This is a genomic window from Candidatus Eisenbacteria bacterium, assembly GCA_018831195.1.
In the GTDB taxonomy this organism is placed as follows: Bacteria; Eisenbacteria; RBG-16-71-46; order CAIMUX01; family JAHJDP01; genus JAHJDP01.
This window is the reverse complement of the sequence record JAHJDP010000077.1, coordinates 146958-168465: the sequence shown is the minus strand read 5'-3', so window position 1 is coordinate 168465 and position 21508 is coordinate 146958. Positions and strand designations below refer to the sequence as shown.

The 21508-nt window shown below is 58.2% G+C and carries 16 protein-coding genes and 1 pseudogene; 10 read left to right on the top strand and 7 right to left on the bottom strand.

Annotated elements, in window-relative coordinates:
• Positions 1-8 precede the first annotated feature (8 nt).
• Both pgm and glgP read left to right on the top strand, forming a co-directional pair.
• Positions 9-1703, top strand: a complete 1695-nt coding sequence (pgm, locus tag KJ970_13495; protein MBU2691928.1) for a phosphoglucomutase (alpha-D-glucose-1,6-bisphosphate-dependent) — start codon at positions 9-11, stop codon at positions 1701-1703.
• Between the two features lie 45 nt (positions 1704-1748).
• A pseudogene (glgP, locus tag KJ970_13490) lies at positions 1749-2588 on the top strand (alpha-glucan family phosphorylase).
• 129 nt (positions 2589-2717) lie between these two features.
• On the opposite strand, the gene KJ970_13485 reads toward glgP, so the two are convergent.
• Positions 2718-4868 (bottom strand): serine hydrolase, encoded by a 2151-nt coding sequence (locus KJ970_13485; protein MBU2691927.1) that lies wholly within the window; start codon positions 4866-4868, stop codon positions 2718-2720.
• 232 nt (positions 4869-5100) lie between these two features.
• On the opposite strand from KJ970_13485, the gene KJ970_13480 reads away from it, so the two are divergent.
• Both KJ970_13480 and KJ970_13475 read left to right on the top strand, forming a co-directional pair.
• Positions 5101-5823: a hypothetical protein gene (locus KJ970_13480; GenBank protein MBU2691926.1), complete on the top strand. Its 723-nt coding sequence runs from the start codon at positions 5101-5103 to the stop codon at positions 5821-5823.
• Positions 5820-5975 (top strand): hypothetical protein, encoded by a 156-nt coding sequence (locus tag KJ970_13475; GenBank protein MBU2691925.1) that lies wholly within the window; start codon positions 5820-5822, stop codon positions 5973-5975. The genes KJ970_13480 and KJ970_13475 overlap by 4 nt, the downstream gene beginning before the upstream one ends.
• Before the next feature lie 209 nt (positions 5976-6184).
• Here the strand turns inward: KJ970_13475 and KJ970_13470 are convergent, their stop codons facing one another.
• A complete protein-coding gene (locus KJ970_13470) occupies positions 6185-6568 on the bottom strand; it encodes a hypothetical protein (GenBank protein MBU2691924.1) in 384 nt (127 codons plus the stop codon).
• Between the two features lie 380 nt (positions 6569-6948).
• Here KJ970_13470 and KJ970_13465 point away from each other — a divergent pair, with 380 nt between their 5' ends.
• The 4 genes from KJ970_13465 to KJ970_13450 all read left to right on the top strand — a co-directional run bounded on the left by KJ970_13465 (position 6949) and on the right by KJ970_13450 (position 12566).
• Positions 6949-9708: a hypothetical protein gene (locus tag KJ970_13465; protein ID MBU2691923.1), complete on the top strand. Its 2760-nt coding sequence runs from the start codon at positions 6949-6951 to the stop codon at positions 9706-9708.
• Positions 9709-9899: 191 nt separating this feature from the next.
• Positions 9900-11522: a T9SS type A sorting domain-containing protein gene (locus KJ970_13460; GenBank protein ID MBU2691922.1), complete on the top strand. Its 1623-nt coding sequence runs from the start codon at positions 9900-9902 to the stop codon at positions 11520-11522.
• A gap of 32 nt (positions 11523-11554) precedes the next feature.
• Positions 11555-11767, top strand: coding sequence for a hypothetical protein (locus KJ970_13455; protein MBU2691921.1), 213 nt, complete (start codon positions 11555-11557; stop codon positions 11765-11767).
• A 34-nt stretch (positions 11768-11801) separates the two neighbouring features.
• Complete coding sequence (locus KJ970_13450) at positions 11802-12566, top strand: hypothetical protein (GenBank protein ID MBU2691920.1); 765 nt, start codon at positions 11802-11804, stop codon at positions 12564-12566.
• Positions 12567-12665: 99 nt separating this feature from the next.
• Here the strand turns inward: KJ970_13450 and KJ970_13445 are convergent, their stop codons facing one another.
• The 5 genes from KJ970_13445 to KJ970_13425 all read right to left on the bottom strand — a co-directional run bounded on the left by KJ970_13445 (position 12666) and on the right by KJ970_13425 (position 19168).
• Positions 12666-13775, bottom strand: coding sequence for a hypothetical protein (locus KJ970_13445; GenBank protein MBU2691919.1), 1110 nt, complete (start codon positions 13773-13775; stop codon positions 12666-12668).
• A 75-nt stretch (positions 13776-13850) separates the two neighbouring features.
• Entirely contained in the window at positions 13851-14954 is a 1104-nt protein-coding gene (locus KJ970_13440; GenBank protein MBU2691918.1) for a hypothetical protein, read from the bottom strand.
• Positions 14955-14977: 23 nt separating this feature from the next.
• Entirely contained in the window at positions 14978-17887 is a 2910-nt protein-coding gene (locus tag KJ970_13435) for a protein kinase (protein ID MBU2691917.1), read from the bottom strand.
• Positions 17888-18155: 268 nt separating this feature from the next.
• Positions 18156-18599, bottom strand: a complete 444-nt coding sequence (locus KJ970_13430) for a hypothetical protein (GenBank protein MBU2691916.1) — start codon at positions 18597-18599, stop codon at positions 18156-18158.
• A gap of 14 nt (positions 18600-18613) precedes the next feature.
• Positions 18614-19168, bottom strand: coding sequence for a sigma-70 family RNA polymerase sigma factor (locus KJ970_13425; GenBank protein ID MBU2691915.1), 555 nt, complete (start codon positions 19166-19168; stop codon positions 18614-18616).
• Between the two features lie 413 nt (positions 19169-19581).
• Between KJ970_13425 and KJ970_13420 the strand changes: the two genes are divergently transcribed.
• On the top strand, positions 19582-19974 hold the full coding sequence (locus KJ970_13420; GenBank protein MBU2691914.1) for a BlaI/MecI/CopY family transcriptional regulator: 393 nt from the start codon (positions 19582-19584) through the stop codon (positions 19972-19974).
• Entirely contained in the window at positions 19974-21500 is a 1527-nt protein-coding gene (locus KJ970_13415) for a hypothetical protein (GenBank protein MBU2691913.1), read from the top strand. Before KJ970_13420 ends, KJ970_13415 begins: the two co-directional genes overlap by 1 nt.
• The last annotated feature ends 8 nt before the right edge of the window (positions 21501-21508 follow it).

Here is a 21508-nt window from a genome sequence, read left to right as displayed (position 1 = left end):
AGGGCTCGATGAAAGTAAGTCCGCTGGCAGGAAAGCGGCCTTCACCCGGAATGCTGGTTGATGTGACGAAGTTGGTCACAGCTTACTATACGGAGACGCCTGATCCTGCCATTCCTGAGCAGCGCGTGGCGTTCGGTACATCCGGCCATCGCGGCTCCGCATTCGACAGGGCCTTCAATGAACGGCATATCCTAGCCATCACTCAGGCGATCTGCCTGTATCGAATGCGGCAGCAGATCGACGGTCCTCTCTTTATCGGCATCGATACGCATGCGCTCTCAGCGCCGGCGCTCGCGGGCGCGCTTGAAGTGCTTGCCGCCAACGAGGTGGATGTGATGATCGCGGAGGGTGACGAATACACACCGACACCGGCCGTTTCCCACGCGATTCTTATGTACAACCTGGGGCGCAAGACGGGACTTGCCGACGGCATCGTGATCACGCCGTCGCACAATCCGCCCCATGACGGCGGCTTTAAGTACAACCCACCCAATGGCGGTCCGGCGGAGACCACGGTGACCGGCTGGATCGAGGCCAAGGCGAATGAGCTCCTCGAGAATAACCTCCGGGGTGTGAAGAGGATTCCCCATGAGAAGGCTCTTCGCGCCTCAACGACCCATCGGCATAACTATCTCGAAGCGTATATCAGCGACCTCGGATCTGTGATCGACATGGAGGTCATCCGCGACGCGAAGATCAATCTGGGGGTGGATCCGCTCGGCGGCGCCGGCGTTCATTACTGGGGGCGGATTGCCGAACGCTACGGACTGAACTTGACCGTCGTCAATGAAACCGTCGATCCGACCTTCCGGTTCATGACGGTGGATTGGGACGGCCAGATCCGCATGGACCCCTCCTCGCCTTATGCAATGGAGAGCCTGATCGGTCTGAAAGATCGCTTCGATATCGCCTTCGCTTGCGACACCGACCATGACCGGCATGGGATCGTCACCCGAGGGGCGGGATTGCTGCCGCCCAACCACTACCTTGCCGTCGCCATCCATTATCTTTTTCAGCATCGGCCGCGGTGGAACGAGCGGGCGGCGGTGGGAAAAACAGTCGTGAGCAGCCGGATGATCGATCGCGTCGCTGCGCGGCTGGGGCGGAAGCTCCACGAGGTGCCGGTCGGTTTCAAGTGGTTCGTGGATGGTCTCCTCGACGGCTCGCTGGGTTTCGGCGGAGAAGAAAGCGCGGGAGCCTCTTTTGTTCGTCTGAACGGCGGCGTCTGGACGACGGACAAGGATGGTATCGTCGCGGCGCTGCTCGCCGCGGAGATCACGGCGCGGATGGGCCGCAATCCCGGCGAGATTTACCAGGAGCTGACGCGCGAGCTGGGTGAGCCTGTCGCGGAGCGCGTGGAGGCTCCGGCGGACCGCACGCAAAAGGAAATCCTGAAAAATCTATCGGCACAACAAGTCCGGCGTTCCGATCTGGCCGGGGAGAAGATCCAAACCATCCTCACGCAAGCGCCGGGGAACGGCGCTTCTATCGGTGGTTTGAAAGTCGTAACAGAGGGCGGATGGTTTGCGGCGCGTCCGTCGGGCACAGAGGATATTTATAAGATCTATGCGGAGAGTTTCCGTGGAAAGGATCATCTGCATCGGATCATTGAAGAAGCCCAGGCGATTGTCAGCGATGCCTTGGCGATAGTGGTGCGCGGGGCAAAGGCTTCGCCGGGCGCAAAGCCGGAGGAGAAACGATGAGTAAAAGAGCACAAGGTGACGGTTCTATCCGCAAGGCCGCCGCTCCGCAGACAGATCGATGTGCTTGTACAAGCAAGCCGTGAGGCGGCGCAGGCGCCCACCTGGTTCGGCGGAGCGTATCCGCAGGCTCCCTTGAGTTGCGTGGCGTATTTCAGCATGGAATTCATGTTGAGTGAAGCGCTGCCGATCTACTCGGGCGGACTCGGCAATGTGGCAGGCGATCAGCTCAAGGCGGCCAGCGATCTGGGCGTGCCGGTTGTGGGCGTGGGGCTGCTTTGCCAACAGGGATATTTTCGCCAGATCATTGACCAAGACGGCGCGCAACAGGCCCTCTTCCCATATAACGACCCCGGGCAGTTGCCGATCACGCCGTTGCGCCAGCCGAATGGCGAGTGGTTGCGCCTGGAAATCGCCTTGCCCGGTTACAAGGTCTGGCTGCGCGCCTGGCAGGTCCAGGTGGGAAGGGTCAAACTTTTCCTGCTGGACAGTAATGATGCGGCCAACCTCCCCGTTCATCGAGGGATCACCAGTGAGCTCTATGGGGGCGGGCCGGAGCTGCGTCTCAAGCAGGAATTGTTTCTGGGGATCGGCGGATGGCGGCTGCTGAGGGCGCTCGGCATCCAGCCGGAAGTCTGCCACCTGAATGAAGGGCATGCGGCTTTCGCCGTACTGGAGCGCGCCCGCAGTTTTATGGAAGAGAGCGGGCAGCCTTTCGAAGTCGCCCTGGCCGTCACTCGCGCCGGGAACCTCTTCACCACCCACACGGCGGTGGCCGCGGGATTCGACCTGTTCGCCCCGGCTCTTATTGAACAATACCTCGGGGGGTATGCCGAACAGAAACTCGGTATAAAGCTCCAGGAGTTGCTGGCCCTGGGTCGCCGGAATCGATGCCGGGCACATTGTACAATCCGTCCGGGAGTGTTTGCGCATCCTGAACAGATGACAGGGGAGGTCTGGTCATGAACAGGGCTTGCACGCTGGATTTTTGCAGAAGGCTCTGATGGCGCCGAAGGATCACCTCTTCGCCGCCGGCTTGGCCGAGAAGACACCGTTCGGCTGGTTGAAACGCACTTCTTCCACCCTGTCATCCTTGTCCAGGATGAAGGTCACGCTGTATCCGCTAATCCCCTTGAGATTGAATTCGGTGCCGCGGTCCGGAATCAGCTCGTAGGGGGGCTGGCCGGGGACGACCAGGATCAATCCGTTTCCTTTCAACTCGAAGCGGATGGTCTCATCCACCAATGTGTAAGAGCCGGCGAGGTGGGCGAGGAAGGCGGGATCCGAGAGCCGGGCATCGGGCCGCCGGTGAAAGATGATCTCTTCCACCAACGGCTCGAGCGCGATCCGTAATCCGTCGACGTTCCCTTTGAAGTTCATTGTGAACTGGATCTTCGTCTCCTCGAAGACCGGGTCGGAGGCGTCTTTCACGCAGTTGAAGACGTCGTAGTGCCAGTGCTCGAGCGGATTGGCGATGTGGTTGATCACGACGGCGAGGTTCTTGTCCCGCAGGTCGACCTGGATGACGCCGTATCCCGGGTTCTCGTATTCGCCCGCGTAATCGGACAGCGGATGCGACGGTTTGGTCCCCTTGACCCGGATCAGCTCGGCCTTTTCCTCCGCCTCCTTCCCGGCTTGCTCCTCCTGCGTTTTCAGGGTCAGAAACTCCCCGATCCAGTCGCGGCCCTCGAGGTTGAAGATCCGGTCGAGCGCGACTCTTTCCAGCAACACCGGCAAGGTTGCATCGTTCTTATTCGCCAGGAAGACGCATCCGATGCCGTCCTGGGGGAGGAAGGAAACATGCGCGGTGAAACCGTCGATATTGCCGCCGTGCTGCAGCCGGTAGTGCCCTCGATACGGTTGTACAAACCAGCCCATAGCGTAACTCGTCTGCGGAAGCTCCGGGTGCCGCGGGTCGGGCGGCGCCGCGATGACCATCTGCGGCGTCTGCAGATCCGCCAGGGTCGCCTGTTGGATCAGCGGCGCATCTTTATACATTCCCTGCGAGAGCTGCAGCGAAACCCAGTGCGACATCTCATCGATGCTGGAGTTGATCGATCCGGCCGGTCCCATGTTTGTGATGGGGCGGAAGGGCATGCGCAGGATCTGCCCCTCGTCCTCCCGGTAGCCGAGCGCGTAATCCGCACTTTTCTGCGACGCCTCGACCGAGAAGTTGGTGGTGTTCATTTCGAGCGGTTGCAAGATCCGCTCTCTTACACAATCTTCCCAGCTCTGGCCGGTCAGCACTTCGGCCAGGTAGCCGGCGGTGAGATAGGCGAGATTATTGTACTGCCAGCTCTGGCGCAGGTCTTTGTTGGCCTCGAGGGCGGCGAGCCGGCCCACGAGTTCCTTCCGGCTCAGCTCCGTGTTGTTGTACCAGACCAGGTCATGGCGCGGCAGCCCGCAGCGGTGCGTAACCAGATCGCGGGGGGTGACCCTCGATCCGATCTCCATATCCTTCAGACGGAAATCCGGGATGTAATCATAGACCGGCTTATCCCATTCCAGCTTCCCCTCGTCCACCAGGGTGCCGAGGACGAAGGCGGTGAAGGCCTTGGTCGAGGAGCCGATAGCGAAGAGGGTTTCCGTCGTGACCGGGAGATTCCCCTCAACGTCGCGCAGGCCATACCCCTTCATGAGGATAGGCTCGCCTCCGACCAGGATCGCGACCGCGATCCCCGGTACCTTCAGGTCGCTGAGTCCCTTTTCCACCACGGCGTCAAAACCCTCGAGGGAAGCCAGGGCTGCCGCGCCCCGGCCTTGCCGGCTGGCGAGCTTGAAGGGGAAGGTTTGCCCTTCCTGGGTGAAGTCTCCGGCGATGGTTGACTCATCGATGTTTAACATTCCCTTGAAGGTCGGCTCGCCCGGGATATCCGCGATGGCGAAAGAGACCGCCTCTCCATCGAGGGTGATCGCGGTCAGGGGGAGATCCCTCGCGCCCTGCGCCGGGATGGTGATGTCCCCGGTCCAGGCGCCGGGGCTTCCGGCGAAATCGATATCGATCTCGAGCTTCATGCCGGGCAGTTCGATCGAACCGACCCAATGGCCGGTCAGCTCGGCGGCGATGGCGTGTGTCCACAGCGTGGAAAGGCCGAGAAAAACAAGGGCGGTCCGGAGCGCTGCGGCGCCCAAGCGGCGCCGCCAAAGAGGGCAAGGGGGAATCGTCATCGATAGGATCTCCTAATGTTAAAAGAGGTGATCAGCCGGCAGGTGTCGCCGCCTATCAAATCCCCTTTTCCGGTGGCGGTCAATTCCGTATTGCTGTCACTTGGGTTTTGCCAACCCCTCTTCAAATGGCGGTTCGGTCGGTTCGGTGTTAGAATGATGCGGGGGTCTGGAAGCGGTTGACCGGTGAACAATAAGACCGGGTCGCGGCTCGGCGCCCGGCGGGAGGTGCGTTATGATGCGGCGCTTCTGTCAGTACCTATTGTTGGGACTGCCTCTGGTATTCCTTTCACTGGCGGCCCCGCGATCAGCTTTGGCGGCGATCGTCTTCGACGACCATTTCACAGGCGATTCCGGCGGGATGCCGGCGGGCTGGTCTCGCATCGCCGGAATGGGAGCCGTTGTCGAAGCGGGCACGACGGTCACCCTGGGCGGCGGCCCCATTCCGGGAGAGGTCGCCATCAGCAGTGACGCGACCATCGACCCCGGTTCCGGGACGGTAACGATCGAGACCGAATTTGTCGGTATCGCCGGTCAAGGGGCGAGCGGACTCTTTGTCGGTCCTGGTTTTCCGGACGGCGCGCTCTTTTTCTGCGCCATCCAATGGGAAGGCGGCCGGATTGAAGTGAACGCTGCGGATGTCGAAGGGGGCCTCCAATGGTACGACGTCGGCTATCTGGTCGGCTATACCGGCGGGCCGATCCGGCTCACGGTGGTCCTGGGACCGGCGTCGTTCAGTGTCTCCACCGATTCTCCCCCGTTCTCTTCGGGACCGATCGACTACACCACGGCTTTTGCGACCTTTACCCGTGAGGACCTGGGCGCCGCGGCTGCGGTGATGCTGTTCGACTACGGCGAGGGACCTTCGATCTTCGACCGGGTTCTGGTGGAAACGGTGGGGGCGACCCCGGTCGAAGGCATGACGTTCGGGCGGATCAAGGATCTCTACCGCCCATGAATCCGCAGAGATTCGTTGGCTTTCCCGCAGAGGAGTGGTCCAACAAGAACGGACTCTGGAGCGGGAGGGTGGGGGATGGAGCCAAATTGCCGGACGGCCGCTTGACGCTTATAGACTATCCGGCGGAGGCGAGTCCGGCCAGGTCGATCTAAGCCACTCACCGATGTCGGAGGGGACTTGTACACCGACCGTTACGGGTGCCGAGGATCTTTTCTGGAATGACATGGATGGGGCCCTCTGCGAGTTCGAGTTCCATCGACTACAGCGCCCCCGCGGGATATGTCAACGCCGCGGAAGGGCTCTCGGGTGAGCCGCTGCGCGCCGCTCTGCACCTGATCATCAATGACCATTCCGTCCTCAGCTACGACTTTGCCTGGACCGCCTTCTGGATGACGGATGACAAATCCAACGGCTCGTTTGACCGGCCGCGACACCCACGGCGCCTCGCGAGCAGCTGTCTCTCGGGCCGGCGGTGAATGGTGATCTCCTCCAACCCCAGCTCTGGCATGATGCATAATTCGTCGACATTCCCCTTGAAGTCCATTGTGGATTTTTTGTCCTCGAAGACCGGGTCAGAGGCGTCTTTCACGCAGTTGAAGATGTCGTAGGGCCAGTGCTCGTGCGGGTTGCCGATGTGGTCGATGACGACGGCGGTGAAGAACTTGGCCGAGTACCGAATGGTGAAATTGGTTCTCTCCGTGACCGGGAGATTCCCTTCGACGTCGCGCAGGCCATAACCCTTCATGAGGATCGGCTAGCCCCGCACCAAGATCGCAACCGCGATCCTCCGATCTCCCTTTCGGGCTCCACCTGTGTCATAATGAGCGCGGCCTGAATTGAAGTTTTCCAAGGCGAGGAAGTTGAACAAGCCGGGGGAAATTCATCCAACCAAATCAAGGGCGCATTGACGGGATGGAAGAAGCGCTTAACGAAAACAGAGAAGATGCAGTGGGAATGAATCGCTACGCGTCGCCGGCGCTCCGATCGGTGGCCGGCATCACCGGAATCAGTGTCCGATGTCACCGGATGGCGCACCCAATCAGCGGTGCGACCCGATAGACTTGTTCGCAACTTTCGTTCGCCGGCATGCGGGACACGCCGGCAGGGTATGGTGGGAGGTGCGGGATGAGAAATTCATGGGTGATGGCGTTGAGGTTTTCGCTGGCGGCCGGTCTATTCTGCGCGCTCTCCTGCTCGGACCGGGAGCGGTTGAGCGTGGAGGATGACGGCCAGCCCGATCTGACCGAAGTGACGATTACATCGGAGGGGGGGGTGCTCGAGACCGAGGGATTCCGTCTCGTCGTCCCACCGGGAGCCTTTCTCGAACCGGCCACCCTCAAGGTGACGGACGTGACGGCGCAAGCGCCGGAGAATCCACACCGCGCGACGCCGGTATTTCGTGTCATTGGCCTGCCGGAGACGATCGTTCTTCCGTGCTCTTTGCAAATCGTCATGCCCGGAGATCCGCCGCCTGATGGTGAGTACGCCATTCTCATTGAAGAGACCGACACATGGGTCGACAGCGGGGCGGATTTCAGACGCTGCGGGGTCACCCTGGCCGCATCGGCCGGAGAAACCGGCTTGTCCGCCCTTCTGCCGGCCACACCCTCCGAGAAGTCCACCCCAACTCCGGCGCATCCCTTCGTCGACACGGCGGAGGGGACTCTGGATGTCTCCGGCACCTCGGGTATCAAGAGAGATGTGAGCGCCGAGGGACATTTCCATTTCATCACCTACAACTCCGGCCTTCAGGGGACGGTCGCGCAGCTGGGGACGCTACTGGAGAGCGCCTACAGCAAGCTGCGCGATGACCTGCAGCTCTCCTGGGCTAAGCGGACGCGCCCGATTCAGGTGACGATCCAGCCCTTCTCCACCGCCGACACCGAGAAATGGGGACTTCATTCTCCGAGTAAATGGTATGGGGCTGATTACGACGAGATCCTCCTGAACGAGACCAAGGTCATGGCCAGCCCGGGCAGTCAGGAACTGGCAGTCACGGTCGGACACGAGTTGTTCCATCTGATGCAACACCTCTATGATCCGCGCTATCGTATCCTCCAGGGTGCTCCGAATGAGTGGTACTGGATGAACGAGGCGATGTCGACCTGGTTCGAACGCAAGATGGCCGGCACTCAGTATGTGACCCAATCCGTTGTCGAAGCGGATTATCGCTTTCTCTGCTCCCACTCCCTTCAATACTCGCCGACCCTCACCGCCGCCGGCTCCTGCACGGACTGCTGGCTGGTTCAGAATCATGGCTACGGCGCCTCGCTCTTTCTTGGCGCCACCTTTGAGGGGGTCACCGGCGGGGACCGGAGGATAGGAGATGTGTTGAAGCTGAGGCTGGAATCGCGCAACCCCCTAAACGCCGTCAACGAGGTCGTTTCGCAGTACACGGCTGGATTCGAAGCAATCTGGCGCAGCTTCTGCTATGCCTGGATGGACGGGGCCATCTATCAAGATGTGCCGTCCTTCCCCCATCCGGACAAGATCGTGGAGGGCAGGAATGCCACCTACGCCTTCAGCAGCCCCACGGACAGCGGGACAACCTTCAGCTGGTACGCCACAGACTGGACGGCGCACGTCTACACCGTGTTCTTTGCTGAAGGGGCGGCGTTTCCTCAAGGATCTTCCCTCTCCGTGAGTCTGATGGATGAGGAGGGCGGCTGCCAGGTCCTTGCCTACGAATACAAGCGCGGCCAAATGTGGAGCCGTTATGGATCGATCACTCAGAGCGGGCATGAAATGGTCGTTCCCCGGCTGGACGAATGGGCGGCCGACGGCAAGGCCCTGGTCTTGATGGTGAACCGCTCTCAGGGCAGTCAAACCAACTATGTACCCACTACGATCACGGTCACAGCGCGGAGGTGTGAACCGGATTTGCCGGTTGTGCTCAACGGGATAGACATCCCCGAGTCGAAAGTGGTCCGGTCTTCAGGAGGATGCGTGACCGAAATCGATCTCCGGGACATGAACCTGACCGATCTGAACTGCTTGCAAGGAATCGAATACTACGCCGGGGAGCTCAAGAAGCTGAATCTCTATGGAGGCTCCTTCAGCGGGCCGGGCAATCATCTGGATTTGATCAACCTTTCCTGGCTTCGGGTCTGCAAGCGCCTCCAGTCTCTGGACCTGGGTTACCTTGGGTTGGACGCGGTCGATCTGGGCCCGCTCTCCGGATGCACCGATCTACGCGGTTTGTATCTATCCGGCAACAGCCTCGTCTCCTTGGACCTCAACCCGCTGTCCTCGTGCAAGCAACTCCGCCAGCTCTGGGCCACAGACAACTCGATCGGCGGTCTCGATCTGGGGCCGCTGGCGGAATGCGACAGCCTGGAATATCTCATCCTGAGAAGGAATCCTCTCGGCCAAATCGACCTTACCCCTCTGGGGTCGGTGCCCAACCTCCGCAACCTGGAATTCAACGAGTGCGGGCTGGACGCCCTTGATCTCACGCCTTTGGCGACCTGCACACGGCTGATCTTCCTGGCCGCGGGGACGAACAATCTCGACACCATCGATCTCACGCCGCTGGCCTCCTGTCCGCGACTGGATATCGTCGCCTTCAACAGCAATTCGCTCGATCATGTCAGCTTGGCTCCTCTGGGCAACTGCCTGCGGCTCCGGTCGATCAACTTCGGAGACAATGACCTTGTATCCATCGATCTGGCGCCTCTGCAGACCTGTACTAACCTGACATGGTTGGATCTGCCCGACAACGACCTGAACTCGATCAACCTCACGCCCATCATGGCGCATAATTCCATGCAGGATCTGAATGTGCTCAACAACAACCTGGATGTGAACTCTTGCGGGCAGGTCTGCGCCTTCCGGACGGCACATCCCTATTGCCACGTTCAAACCGATTGCGGATGCCGGAAATAGAGGAGGCGGAAGAAGGACAGCGGAGAAGGCGACCCTTGTCGTTTGGTCGTCGCCGCTCCTATAATATTTCTGCCGAGGCCGGGCGCATCAGCTTGCGATGCCATTGCAGGGCGCAGGCGGGTTTCGAGTCGAATGGCTGGACTTTATGTGTTGCGGCGTTTGGATGAGCCGCTTTGCATGGAGGGTGGATTATGGCCACAAGAATTGTACAATCTGCGATGATATTGTCGATGCTGGCGCACCTTTGGACCGTGCCGGCAATGGCGGGGCAACGAGATTTCACATTCGAGCGGTACCTGTCAGGCGGTTTGCCGACGTTAAATGCGTGGATCGTCGAGATGAACGAGACGACGGGCTACGTGCTGGTGAACGGCTGCGACAGCCAGGGCCCTTCGATTCCGTTCACATGGAACTGGGGCGATAATCAGGTTAACGACGGTTGGTTCCCCCAGGACCACACCTACGCTGATATTTCAAGAAACTATATCCTCACGATAACCGCTCACTATGACGGCGATGAAACCGATTCGACGCAGGTTCTCATCCGGTTTGTCCCGCCGGAAATTGATCCACTTCCGATCCCTGAAGAGGTCGCCGTCTCTGTTCCCGATTCCCTCGTGGAACTGACCAGCCGAATGCCCGGTTACGGCATCCCCGACGATCTCGTTTTTTTTGGTGACGAGTTTTTCACCGTCATCTCCAGATCAGCTGTAGAGTATCTTCTCTCCGTCACGGCGTTCATGCAAAAAGGGATGGTGAACGATGACCTGTTCCAGATTGACGGCGGCTTCCGGCAGGTCGTCTTAAGGGATGCGGATTTCCCGGGGATGTATTCGCTCTGGTACACAAGTCCCGTCAGCTTCGCTGCCGCCGATTACGCCTTCCAGGGAACCGTGCAGTGGTCATCCTTTATGCATGAGATGGGACACAACGTAACCCTCAATTTCCCCGCAGGCTTCTATTACGGCGGGAAGATCGACGGATGTGCAAACGCCATTTATTCCGAGACGATGGCGCAGATCTTCCAGCATGCAACGGCCTATGAAATGATAAACCAGGGTGAGGCGTACGGATTGAGCGATGATCTCATCTTCGACATCCAACAGAACGCCATCCAGACGATTGGAGTTGTCAGGAACGCCTACGAACGGTACATCTCCGAAGGCATGAACTTCGCGTCGTGGAATGACCCGGTGACGCCGGAGGATGAAACCTTCGATACGTTTATGACGCTGGCTTACAAATTTTGCGCCCATGCGGAAGGGGCGGGTGAGGGTTATGCCGGACCCGCCGGACGGATGACACGGCTTCTCTCCGTCTTTAATGAAGACCTTCAACAAAGGTACGATCAGCAGAACGACACGGCCGAGGCCGACACTTTCCGGGCGACCCTCATGGTCACGGCTGAATCGTTCGCGTTCGATACCGATCTGCGCGACGAGTTCCGCGACCTCAATTTTCCGATCAGCGATGCGACGTACGAGGAACTCCTGGTGATGGCGGCGGATGTCGATGAAGGGGATGATATCCGCTATCCCTGCCGCGTCGCGCTGGCATGCTCACCGAATCCCCTCCAGGGCCAAACGGAAGTCTGGTTTCAGATGCCCGCCGACGGTCGCGTCTTGCTGGGCGTGTACGATCTGAGGGGGAGAGAGGTATGCGCTCTGGCGGACCGGGTGGAGTCCCCCGGATGGCGCAGGGTCTCCTGGAACGGTATGGATGGGCAGGGCCGCCCTGTCGCATCGGGCGTTTATCTCATCCGTCTGAAGGCCGGAAACCAGGTGGGTATGGCAAAGGTCGTCGTACTTCGTTGATCGAGAACGAGTAAACCGATTCCGGGGTCACATTGAGATTTAAAATTCCATCGGGCATCTACTCTGCGCGGCATGCGTCGGCCGGCGTCGTCGTCGCCGGCATGCTGAACTTGATAAATCAGACGCGCAGGCCGGGGCCGGGATTCGCGCTTTACTTTCGATCCCGCATACCCTATAATGCCTTCTGTCTCCGGGAGCCATTGGCCATGGTGCTGTTTGTCCCGGGGGCGCAACCGGTTGTTTAATACGAACGTATGCATGCACCTTTGGAGGAATCAAATGAGACACTTGGTTCTCGGTTTCCTGTGTATTCTAGTGCTGACCGGTGTGGCTGTCGCCGAACCGGACCATACCGGATATGATCCCGATGTTTGGGTCAACTTCGAAGACAATCACGCCAACAGAGAATGCACAGTTTATTTCTATAATGATCCGTTGAATGAGGTGATTCGCTTCACGGGTCTTGGTTACAGCGTAACCGTGGGCTCAAACCTGAGCTTTGCGAACATCTCGAGCTATGATGTCGTTGTCATTCCCCTTGTTGGTCCTGGGTTCATCGCTTCCTATCAGGCCGATCTAGAAGCCTACGTCGGCGGAGGCGGCGGGTTGTACATTCACCAGCCGGGCGCTGCGACGGGAGCATTGGACTATGCCCCAACGGGGTTTGGGCTTTACATCACGGCTGTTGGATTTTGTATGCCCTGGGACGCAAATGCGATCGTCGAGCCCGGACATCCCACGATGGACGGTCTCAATGCCGTGGATTTGCCGGGGCGCTTCGATACCATCTACACGACGAATCTTGGAGCCGGCTATACCCTGATCGCCCAGGGCACCGGCACCTGCGCTACTGATGTCCACTGCGCCGGCGGTCTGTACAGCAACGGCAAGGTGTTCCTCGACACGTCGAATCTCAGTGCGAACTCGGCCGATCCCGGTTCGAACCAGTATGTGATCAACGTTGTTGAATGGCTCTGCGGTGGCGGCCAGCCGACGCCGGCCGAATCCTCCACCTGGGGGACCATAAAGAGCACCTATCGGTAATCCGAAAATGGAATCGCCACCGGAAACGGTGGGTTTGATTCTTGGACATAAAGGGCGGGCTTTCGGGCCCGCCCTTCCTGTGACTCGCCGTTCCCTGCTCTAGAACGGCCTCGCCAGATACCGGTGGTCTTGAAAAATCGTCTCCGGCGGTGTGAATAGCGCCAGCGGCGGGCAACCGGTCGCCTTCGAGTAATACGGATCCAAGGCCTGCGCCTCTTTCCTCAGCTTATCCACTTTGTCCTGTTCGCCCCTTCCGCGTTTCACCTTCGCGAGCATCTCGAGCGCGTAGGCTCTTATCGGTGCGGGATGTTCGAATTCGAGATAGCGCTGGATCGCCTTCTCGGCGGCCGCCAGATCCGTCTCCACCGATTTCTTATCCTCCGACTCCATGGCCTGTATAACATTGAAGATATGGTACCGTCCCAAATCCATGAAGAGGATGGCTTCTCGGGGATCAATTTTGACGGCCTCTTCGAAGCACTTGCCGGCCTCGACCAAATTATTCTCACGCAGATAAGCCTTTCCCAACTCTTCAATGATGTCGGTGTTGCCGGGATATTTGTCGCGCAATGAGGTCCAGTCTGCGACGCTCACATTTTCAAGCACCGAACGGGCCTTTACTCCAAAGATTTCGTCCTTCTTGGCCAGTTTGGATTGATAAGCTTCGGCTTTGGATCTATCGCCTCCAAACCCCTCCGGCGGGTCTCCGTAGAGTTCAACGAGGTGCAGCATCGCTTCGTAATAATCCGGCTTCAGCCGTACGGCGGTTTCGAAGGCTTCACAACAGCGCGCGGCCTTGATTTTTGCATCCGGTTCTTCCATCGCCATGGCCATATAAGCCCGAGCGAAAGCCACTTTTCCCGCGAAGTACGAATAGATCACATTGTCAGGATCAATCTCTATAGCCCGGTCAATCGATTGCTGGGCCTCCGCTAAGAGAGCGGCGATCTCTCGTGGATTTCCCAGCGCCATGTGAAGCTTCACCCTCGCAAGCTCGAAGTGACCCGCTGCGTAGCCGGGGTTTGCGGCGACGGCGTCATCGAGTATCTTTTTCGCTTCATCGAGCTTGCCGTTCATTCTTAACTCGTACGCCGATTCAGCCACTCCAACCGGATTCGATCCTAAGGCATCAACCGACATTATCACTACAAGCGCCAAGACGGCCCAAAGGAGTGTGCCCGCTCGTCTTCTGCTCAATCGCTGTGTCATGATCCTCTCTCCTTCCCGATTTTATTTGCAACCTGGTGTATGTGTAACTAAGTCGTTCCCCGAGCCGGTGTGAGATTAGAACGGCCTCATCAGATACCGGTGGTCGTGTTCAATCATTCCCGGAGGCGTGAACAGTACTGCCGGCGGATTCCCGGTCGCTCTCGAATGGAAAGGATCCAATGCCTTGGCCTCGGCCTTGAGGTTGTCGCCCTCTCCCTTGTCACCGGTTCCATGCTTCACCTTCGAGAGCATCCTGAGCGCATAGGCCTTCATAGGAGCCGGATGTTCCGATTCAAGGTATCTGAGTATGGCGGATTCGGCAGCCGCCCAGTGCCTTTGTAGTGTTTCCTGCTCTTCGGACTCCATGATTTCCAGGGCGGATCCGAAATGATACCTGCCAAGATCCAAGAAGAGGATCACCTGGCTCGAATCGATCGCGACGGCTTCCTCAAAGAACTTGTCTGCTTCGGCCACATTGCCTTTACGCAGGTAGGCCTTTCCCAGCTCCTCGAGAACATCGGTGTTGCCGGGATGTTTTTCGTAGAGTTCCTTCCAATCCGCGACGCCAACCTCGCTGAGAATCGATCGAGCCTTCATGCCATAAATTTCATCCTTCGCGGCCAGCTCGGTCCTGTAGACCTCAGCTTTGGACCTGTCGCCGCCCATCTCTACCGGTAAAACTCCATAGAGTTCGACGAGATACAGCATCGCCTCGCGATAGTCAGGGTCCAATCGCAGCGCGGCGGTAAAGGAATCGCAGCTGCGGGCGGCTCTTTCGGCCGCATCGGCTTCGCCCATGTGCATCGCAAAAAAAGCGCGTACGAAATGAACATGTCCTGCAAAGAATGTATAAATTACGCTGCTGGAGTCCAGCGCGACCGCCCGGTTAATCGACTGCAGCGCCTCGGTCAATAGATTCTCAGTCTGCCGCGGATCTCCGAACGCCATGTGGGATTTAACTCTGGCGAGCTCATAGTGGCCGTCCGCATAGCCGGGATCTTGCGACAGCGCATCCTCGAGAACCTGTTTTGCTTCATCGAGTTTGCCGTTTATCCTCAATTCGTAGGCCACTTCGGCCGGTCCGCGCTCGGTGGTTGGTGCGCAGGATACGGATAAGAACAGGCAGGCTGCGCAAACAAGGGCCCCGACCAGTTTGCTCATTATTTTCAATATCATCATCCGCCTCCTTCGCAATGGTTCTGTCACTGCGTTGGGATGAACAAATCCGGTCTCTGGGACTCACTGATCCCGCTGAGTCCCGCCGCTTCGGATTCATAAGCACCGACCCGTCGGCACCACAACACGCGGCTGCCCGACAGGACTGCAGACCCATTCCTGGCGATCCAGTCCACACCCCTCCGATACGAAGCGCGGGCTTCTTCTTTTCTGCCCATCTTCCACAGCGCCATCGACAAGACAAAAGACTCGGCGGCCCCCGTCGCGTTCTGGAGAATCTGGGCCGCTTCCTGGTACCGGCCCAACCGGTAATCGGCGTAGGCAACATTGGTTTGATTGTTAAAGATGTTGTCCGGATGCGCGGCCTGCAGATGGCACTCCTCGATGACCGTTTCCCATTCTTCCAAATGTTTAAGGGCCCGGATGCGCCAAATATACTCGCTCGGCTTCGCCGGCCGGGGGAATCGAACAAGGACCTCCCGGAAATCCGCCTGCGCGCGGCTTTTGTCGCCGAGCATCAGATACAGTTCACCGCGGGTGACCAAACAGCCGGGGAAATTCGATTTTGCTTCGACCGCAGAGGAGAGATCCCGCAGGGCGCCATCCATGTCACCCATTGCGGATAGAGCGACGCCCCGGTAGTAGTGGGCAAAGCTTCGCAGGCCCGGGTCGTCGGTCAGTTCCAAGCCCCTGGTGAGATCGGCGATGGCCGCCTCGCGGCCTGACGGTTCGGGAAGCATGCCATGCGCCCCGCGACCGATCCATCCGGCCGCCTCCAGTGGATTGAGGTTGATGCAGATACTCATCGCATGATGGATCCGTCGCTCGGCGAACTCCTCGGCCCATTCGAACGCCAGTCCCCAGGCGTACCAGGTCCAGTAGTCATCGACCTTGAGAGCGATGGCCTTCTCCAGCTCCGCAATCGCCCGTTGCTGATCCGGCCAGAATTTGTTGGCCAGCAGCCAATGATCGAGCCAAGTCGAGGGTTTGACTACCTCGGCACGCGCGGCATCCGCATCGGCCCTTTCGGTGTTGCCGACCTCATCCCAATAAGTGCTTCGGTATTCGTAAAGGGCCTGGAGATTCGGCGCCAGCGCTTCAACCTGATTGAGAAAGCCGATAGCCCGTTGCGCACCGGCGGTGCTGCTCCAAGCGAAGCTGAGTTTTCCAATGCGATGTTGGGTGGTGGCCAGCATAAAGAGCAATTCCGCCGCCTTATCCTGAACGAACCGCGCCTCATTCGGATCCAGAGGAAGTTTCTCGAGTTCGTCCCGCCATTGCGGATTGTCGATCACGCCGAAAATTGTAAGCGCCTCCCGGCAACGATCGCGGGCTTTCAGCAGACGGGTATTCAGTTCTTGATCGGTCCAGCTCCAATACTCAGGCAACAAACCCATCAGGGGTTGGGTCGCGTACCGGGCTGTTTCCACAGACGACTGAAAGCGCCGAAAACGAAGCTTCAACTCCGCCTTGCCGAGAAGGCTGTCCACTTCCGATTGATAGCGGGTTGTGAGAGACTCGCTGTCTTCGAGTTGCACTTTCACAGAGGTCAGCCGGCGCTGAACGGCGCCATAGTCACCCATTGCCATGGCCAGCCGCCCGTCGGCCAAGCCGGTCTCGGCAACACCTCTTAAGCGCTCCAGCTTCTGCCGCTGTTGCAGTGTGAAAACGCCGCCGAACAGGACCGCCAGCAGCACCACCGCGGCCACTGTGGCAAACAATGTCTTATGCCGCCTGACCCGCTTCAAGAGGCGATAGCCAATGCTCGGAGGACCGGCCAAGATCATCTCATTGGCAAGATAGCGACTGATATCAGCCGCCAGTTCATTGGCCGTTGCATAGCGACGCGTGCGATCCTTCTCGAGCGACTTCATGGCGATCCAGTCCAGATCGCCGGCGACCATCTTGCGCAGCCGCCCCGGCTGAGCATGGCGTTGTTTAGCGACCTCGCCGATATCATCACCCAATGTGCTCAATCGTGTGGACGGTTTGGGGAGGTCGGTTTCGCGGATGATTCTGCGGATCTCGTCATAGGCGGCGCCCCGGAGGCGCTTGACCTCGCAGGGGGTGGTGCCGGTGAGAAGCTCATAGAGAAGAACACCGAGCGAGTAGACATCTGTTCGAGTGTCTATATCCAACCCGCTGATCGCGGCTTGTTCGGGGCTCATATATTGCGGTGTGCCGATGAACTGCTGGTACTCCGTGAAAAGCGTTTTCTCGGTAAGGCGCTGCTGGATTGCTTTAGCAATCCCAAAATCAATGACCTTTGGGACCGGAGTGCCGTCAAGGAGTGTGATCATCACGTTGGAGGGTTTGATGTCGCGGTGGATGATCCCCTTGTGATGCGCGTGTTGGACGGCGTTGCACACGTCGAGGAACAATCTTAATCGCTGCTTGGTGTCCAGCTTATTCTCGTCGCAATACTGAGTGATGGGCATACCTTTGACCAGCTCCATCACGAAATAAGGCCGGCCCGTTTCGGTCGCTCCGGCATCCAGCACCTTGGCGATGTTGGGATGATCCATCAGCGCCAGGGCCTGCCGTTCGGCTTCAAAGCGCGCGATGACCTGTTTGGTGTCCATGCCAAGCTTGATGATCTTGAGGGCCACGCGCCGCCGGATCGGCTCTTGCTGCTCGGCCATGTAAACAATACCGAATCCGCCTTCACCGATCACTTGAAGCAGCTTGTAGCGACCGATGGTTGTGCCGGCGCCGTCGTTCAGAAAAATGTCCGACAGGGGAGCCTCCAAGCCGACGGCGGCGGTGTCGAGGAAGTCGCCGGCATCTTCATGGGCACTGAGCAGTGACTCAACTTCCGCGCGCAGGGCGGCATCCTCTCCGCAACATTCGTTCAGGTATGCCGCCCGCTCCGGGGCGGTCTGCAACTTCAGCGCTTCGGCGAAGATCTGCTTGATGTCTTTGGATTCAGGATTCATGGTCGGTTCCTATTGAAAAACGGGCCTCTATGTATCAGTGCGCATTTCCCGGCCGTTTCGGGAACGACTAAATCCCGATCCCGAAATGTACACCCCAGAATGAATCGGCCGGACCGCTGTATGAGGAGACTTGCCGGTACCAGCCCACGCCGACATTGCAGAGGAATCCAAGGGCGCCTCTGACTTCGCCTCCTGGCCCCACGCCGGCATGGCCAGGGCCGGGAGCAAACCGGCGGCGCTCACCATTCGCAGAGTGCCTGAGAATGGGTTAGGCATCCGAACTACGATCCGGTGCGGGCGGGCGATGGTTCCGGGGGGCCATAACAATCGAACCTACCGCGCTGACCATGATCGCGGGAGGGCAGACCAGAACCGCGAGAAGAAAGGCCGCAATGCTGAGTCCTTGCAGCAAGATCTTGATCGCGCCAACAATTTCTGTCATCCCCGCCACAGCCTCGAAAACATTGTGCAGAACGGCCAGTACCACGAAACTGATTACCGATACAAGCAGAAGGAGTCTGAATTGCCTTGCCGTACGCCAGGGGTGGACGAAGGCGAGGATGAGGGCCGCGGCCCCACCAAAGGCCAAGAGAATTCCCGGCAAATTATCGCTGATTCCAACAACGCCGGCAGCCACGACAGAAGCGCAACAGATCGCCAGAAAAACGAATGTCAGGGTACGGTTGTGGGGAGTTGAAAAGGCTTCAAGCATAAGCACCTCACTTTCTACTCTTTGGTCATTTCCCGATGCAACCAAGCACGGGCATAGGCCCAATGATTAACAACGGTGCGCCGGGTGACACCTCGGATCTGAGCGATCTGCTCGAGGGTCAATCCCCCGAAGTAGCGCAGCTTCACCAGCTCCGCGGCCTCCGGATCGACCTCGGTAAACCTGTCGAGAACCTGATTCAACGCGAGGATATCGTCCGACGGACCTTCTATCGCGAGAGTCGCATCGTCGAGTTCTACTCTCCGGCGATCACCGCCGCGTTTGAGGCTTTTCTTGCGGCGGGCGGCTTCAATGAGAATCCTGCGCATCGCCTCGGCCGCGGCGGCGAAGAAGTGTCCCCGGTGGCTCCAATCCTGGTCTCCCGATCCAACGATGCGGAGATAGGCTTCATGCACCAAAGCTGTGGCTTGAAGCGTCTGACCCGGAGTCTCGCGCGCCAGTTTCTGGGCCGCCAGGCGGCGGAGCTCCTGGTAGACCAGGGGTAGAAGCTCGTCCGCGGCGCGGGGATCGCCCTGCTCGAGGGCCGTCAGTATTCTCGTGATCTCATTCATGCTGGGATAATATGTTGAATCCTCTTGGGTAAGATAGTAAAACACCTCTCGGGTTGAGACGTCCTTTCCGCCCGACGCCGGGTGACCCGACTCCGGCAGGCTCCTCCGCCATCAGGCCGGCCCCTATCCCTAAGTGCGTCTTCCGAGGATGAATTGAGAAAGAAAAAGGTGACCGGCGGCGCCGATTCCTACTTTTACAATCTGACGGCTCCCGTGATCCAAAGCCTCATCCGCCCGATGCCAGAGATGAATCTTGACACCTGGCTCCTGAGTGTTAGATCATTAACATGTGATAGAAATCACAGTATCTCCATGTGGCCGGGGTCCAAGGCACTCAACGTGGCGGCCCCCGGCTCGGGCATACCGTCTATTTGATTGATGGGTAAGCGATTAAATCCTGACAGGAGAGATAAATGACCCGGAAACCCAAACTCAGCGATCTCACGCGCCGGGAGCGCCAGATTATGGATATTATCTTCAAATCGGGCGAGGCCACGGCGGTCGAGGTGGTCGAAGGCCTTCCGGGCAGGCCGGTCAATGCAACCGTAAGGACCTTGCTCAACGTATTAGAAACCAAGGGTTATCTACGGCATAAGGTCTTAAAGGGGCGGTTTATCTATTCCCCGACAATCTCCACCGCCGAGGTGCGGAGGAATATGCTCAAACATGTGATAGAGACTTTTTTTAAGGGCGCGGAGGCGAGCGCCGTTATTTCCATTCTCAAGGAATCTGAATTGTCCCTGTCGAAAAAGGATAAAGAGGATATTCTCAAACTTATTAAGGATTCGCGCAATCAAGGACAGTGATGATGGATTCGTGGACCGGCATTCTTCAGATTGTCATCGATTTTGCGTTAAAGGGAGCTGTTATCTGCGCCGCCGCCCGGCTCCTGACGATGCTGCTGCGCAACACATCGGCCTGCATTCGAAACAGGATTTGGGCTTTCACCTTTGTCGGCCTCCTCGTTCTTCCGGTCTTTTCCATCGCAGGACCGGTCCTTAAAATCCCGATTCTCCCGGATCTTCACTCTGTCGGCCTCGCCGGCGGTGTTGACGCGGGCTCATCCCATCTCACCCGACTCGCCCTTGAAGGATTGTCCGGCACGAAGGATCCGGGATCAGATACCGCGGCTGGTGGAGATGCCATACCGAGCTTCGGCACCCATTGGTCTCATTGGGCGCTTCTTTGCCTGGCCATTGGCTCGTGTATCACATTTCTTTGGATTTTAGCCTGGCGTCTGCACATCCGGCGGATTGTCAGAAGCGCTGAAACGCTTCAGGGGTCCTGGAACGAACGGTGCGCCGATCTGTCACGTCATTTTAAACTGAGCCGGAGAGTTCAGGTTTTAAAATCGGAACGAATTAAGACGGGGATGACACTGGGAATCCTCCGGCCGCTCATTATTCTCCCGGAGGATGCAGAGAGTTGGAACGAGCAGCGCCGGCATTTGGTCATAGCGCATGAAATGGCCCATATCAAGAGGCACGATGCCTTGATGGAAGAGCTTGCTTCAATTGTCACCGTTCTCTACTGGTACAATCCGCTTGTTTGGATGGCCCTCTCCCGCCTTCGTATTGAGAGAGAGCGGGACTGCGATAATGCCGTGCTTCGGTCAGGAGTCAAGCCATCCGATTACGCCATGCAGTTGATGGAAATGGCTGAAGATGTCAGCAACAATATCAGCTTGGCATGGCAACCGGTCGGAATCTCGCAAAACTCGAATCTCAAGGATAGGCTCCTCCACATTCTCAATCCAAATATCCGCCGGGGAGCCATGGGGCGCAGGGCGTCGCTCATCACAGGTATTTTGCTCATTCTCCTTATTCTGCCGCTGTCCGTGCTGGGCGTCTGGGGCCGGGGCGAGAGTGAGTTATTGATGTCCCAGGTCGAATTGCCTGCAAAGTCGGCATTGTACTGGTCGGAGGTTGAGAATCCGGACGCGTCGGCGGCTTACAATGTCGAGTGTGTACTGAATGATTCGGGTCTTACAGCCGCCCTACATCTATTAAGAAATCTTGCCGCCCAATCGAAGAGTCATCGGTCGCATTATATTGATGAAAACGAGTTCAACCTGCTGGGTTACCGTTATCTTTATGATAATAAGGTCTCTGAAGCGATTGCGATCTTCGAAATGAATGTATCGATGTTCCCCAAATCCTGGAATGTTTATGACAGCCTGGGTGAAGCTCTTTATCTCGCCGGTGAGTATGAATCCTCGTATGAGAATTTCAAGCAATCGCTGAAAATCGGATCGAAAAACATAAAGGGCGCGCAGAAATTTATGCAGCAAATTGAGGAGACGAGAAGAGCGGCGGTCGAAACCGTTGAATGATGGGTACA

What these genes read in the sequence shown, in the direction of transcription:
- pgm (MBU2691928.1), top strand. Translation starts at nt 9, where the DNA reads ATGAAAGTAAGTCCGCTGGCAGGAAAGCGGCCTTCACCCGGAATGCTG.
- KJ970_13485 (MBU2691927.1), bottom strand. Translation starts at nt 4,868, where the DNA reads ATGACGATTCCCCCTTGCCCTCTTTGGCGGCGCCGCTTGGGCGCCGCA.
- KJ970_13480 (MBU2691926.1), top strand. Translation starts at nt 5,101, where the DNA reads ATGATGCGGCGCTTCTGTCAGTACCTATTGTTGGGACTGCCTCTGGTA.
- KJ970_13475 (MBU2691925.1), top strand. Translation starts at nt 5,820, where the DNA reads ATGAATCCGCAGAGATTCGTTGGCTTTCCCGCAGAGGAGTGGTCCAAC.
- KJ970_13470 (MBU2691924.1), bottom strand. Translation starts at nt 6,568, where the DNA reads ATGAAGGGTTATGGCCTGCGCGACGTCGAAGGGAATCTCCCGGTCACG.
- KJ970_13465 (MBU2691923.1), top strand. Translation starts at nt 6,949, where the DNA reads ATGAGAAATTCATGGGTGATGGCGTTGAGGTTTTCGCTGGCGGCCGGT.
- KJ970_13460 (MBU2691922.1), top strand. Translation starts at nt 9,900, where the DNA reads ATGGCCACAAGAATTGTACAATCTGCGATGATATTGTCGATGCTGGCG.
- KJ970_13450 (MBU2691920.1), top strand. Translation starts at nt 11,802, where the DNA reads ATGAGACACTTGGTTCTCGGTTTCCTGTGTATTCTAGTGCTGACCGGT.
- KJ970_13445 (MBU2691919.1), bottom strand. Translation starts at nt 13,775, where the DNA reads ATGACACAGCGATTGAGCAGAAGACGAGCGGGCACACTCCTTTGGGCC.
- KJ970_13440 (MBU2691918.1), bottom strand. Translation starts at nt 14,954, where the DNA reads ATGATGATATTGAAAATAATGAGCAAACTGGTCGGGGCCCTTGTTTGC.
- KJ970_13435 (MBU2691917.1), bottom strand. Translation starts at nt 17,887, where the DNA reads ATGAATCCTGAATCCAAAGACATCAAGCAGATCTTCGCCGAAGCGCTG.
- KJ970_13430 (MBU2691916.1), bottom strand. Translation starts at nt 18,599, where the DNA reads ATGCTTGAAGCCTTTTCAACTCCCCACAACCGTACCCTGACATTCGTT.
- KJ970_13425 (MBU2691915.1), bottom strand. Translation starts at nt 19,168, where the DNA reads ATGAATGAGATCACGAGAATACTGACGGCCCTCGAGCAGGGCGATCCC.
- KJ970_13420 (MBU2691914.1), top strand. Translation starts at nt 19,582, where the DNA reads ATGACCCGGAAACCCAAACTCAGCGATCTCACGCGCCGGGAGCGCCAG.
- KJ970_13415 (MBU2691913.1), top strand. Translation starts at nt 19,974, where the DNA reads ATGATGGATTCGTGGACCGGCATTCTTCAGATTGTCATCGATTTTGCG.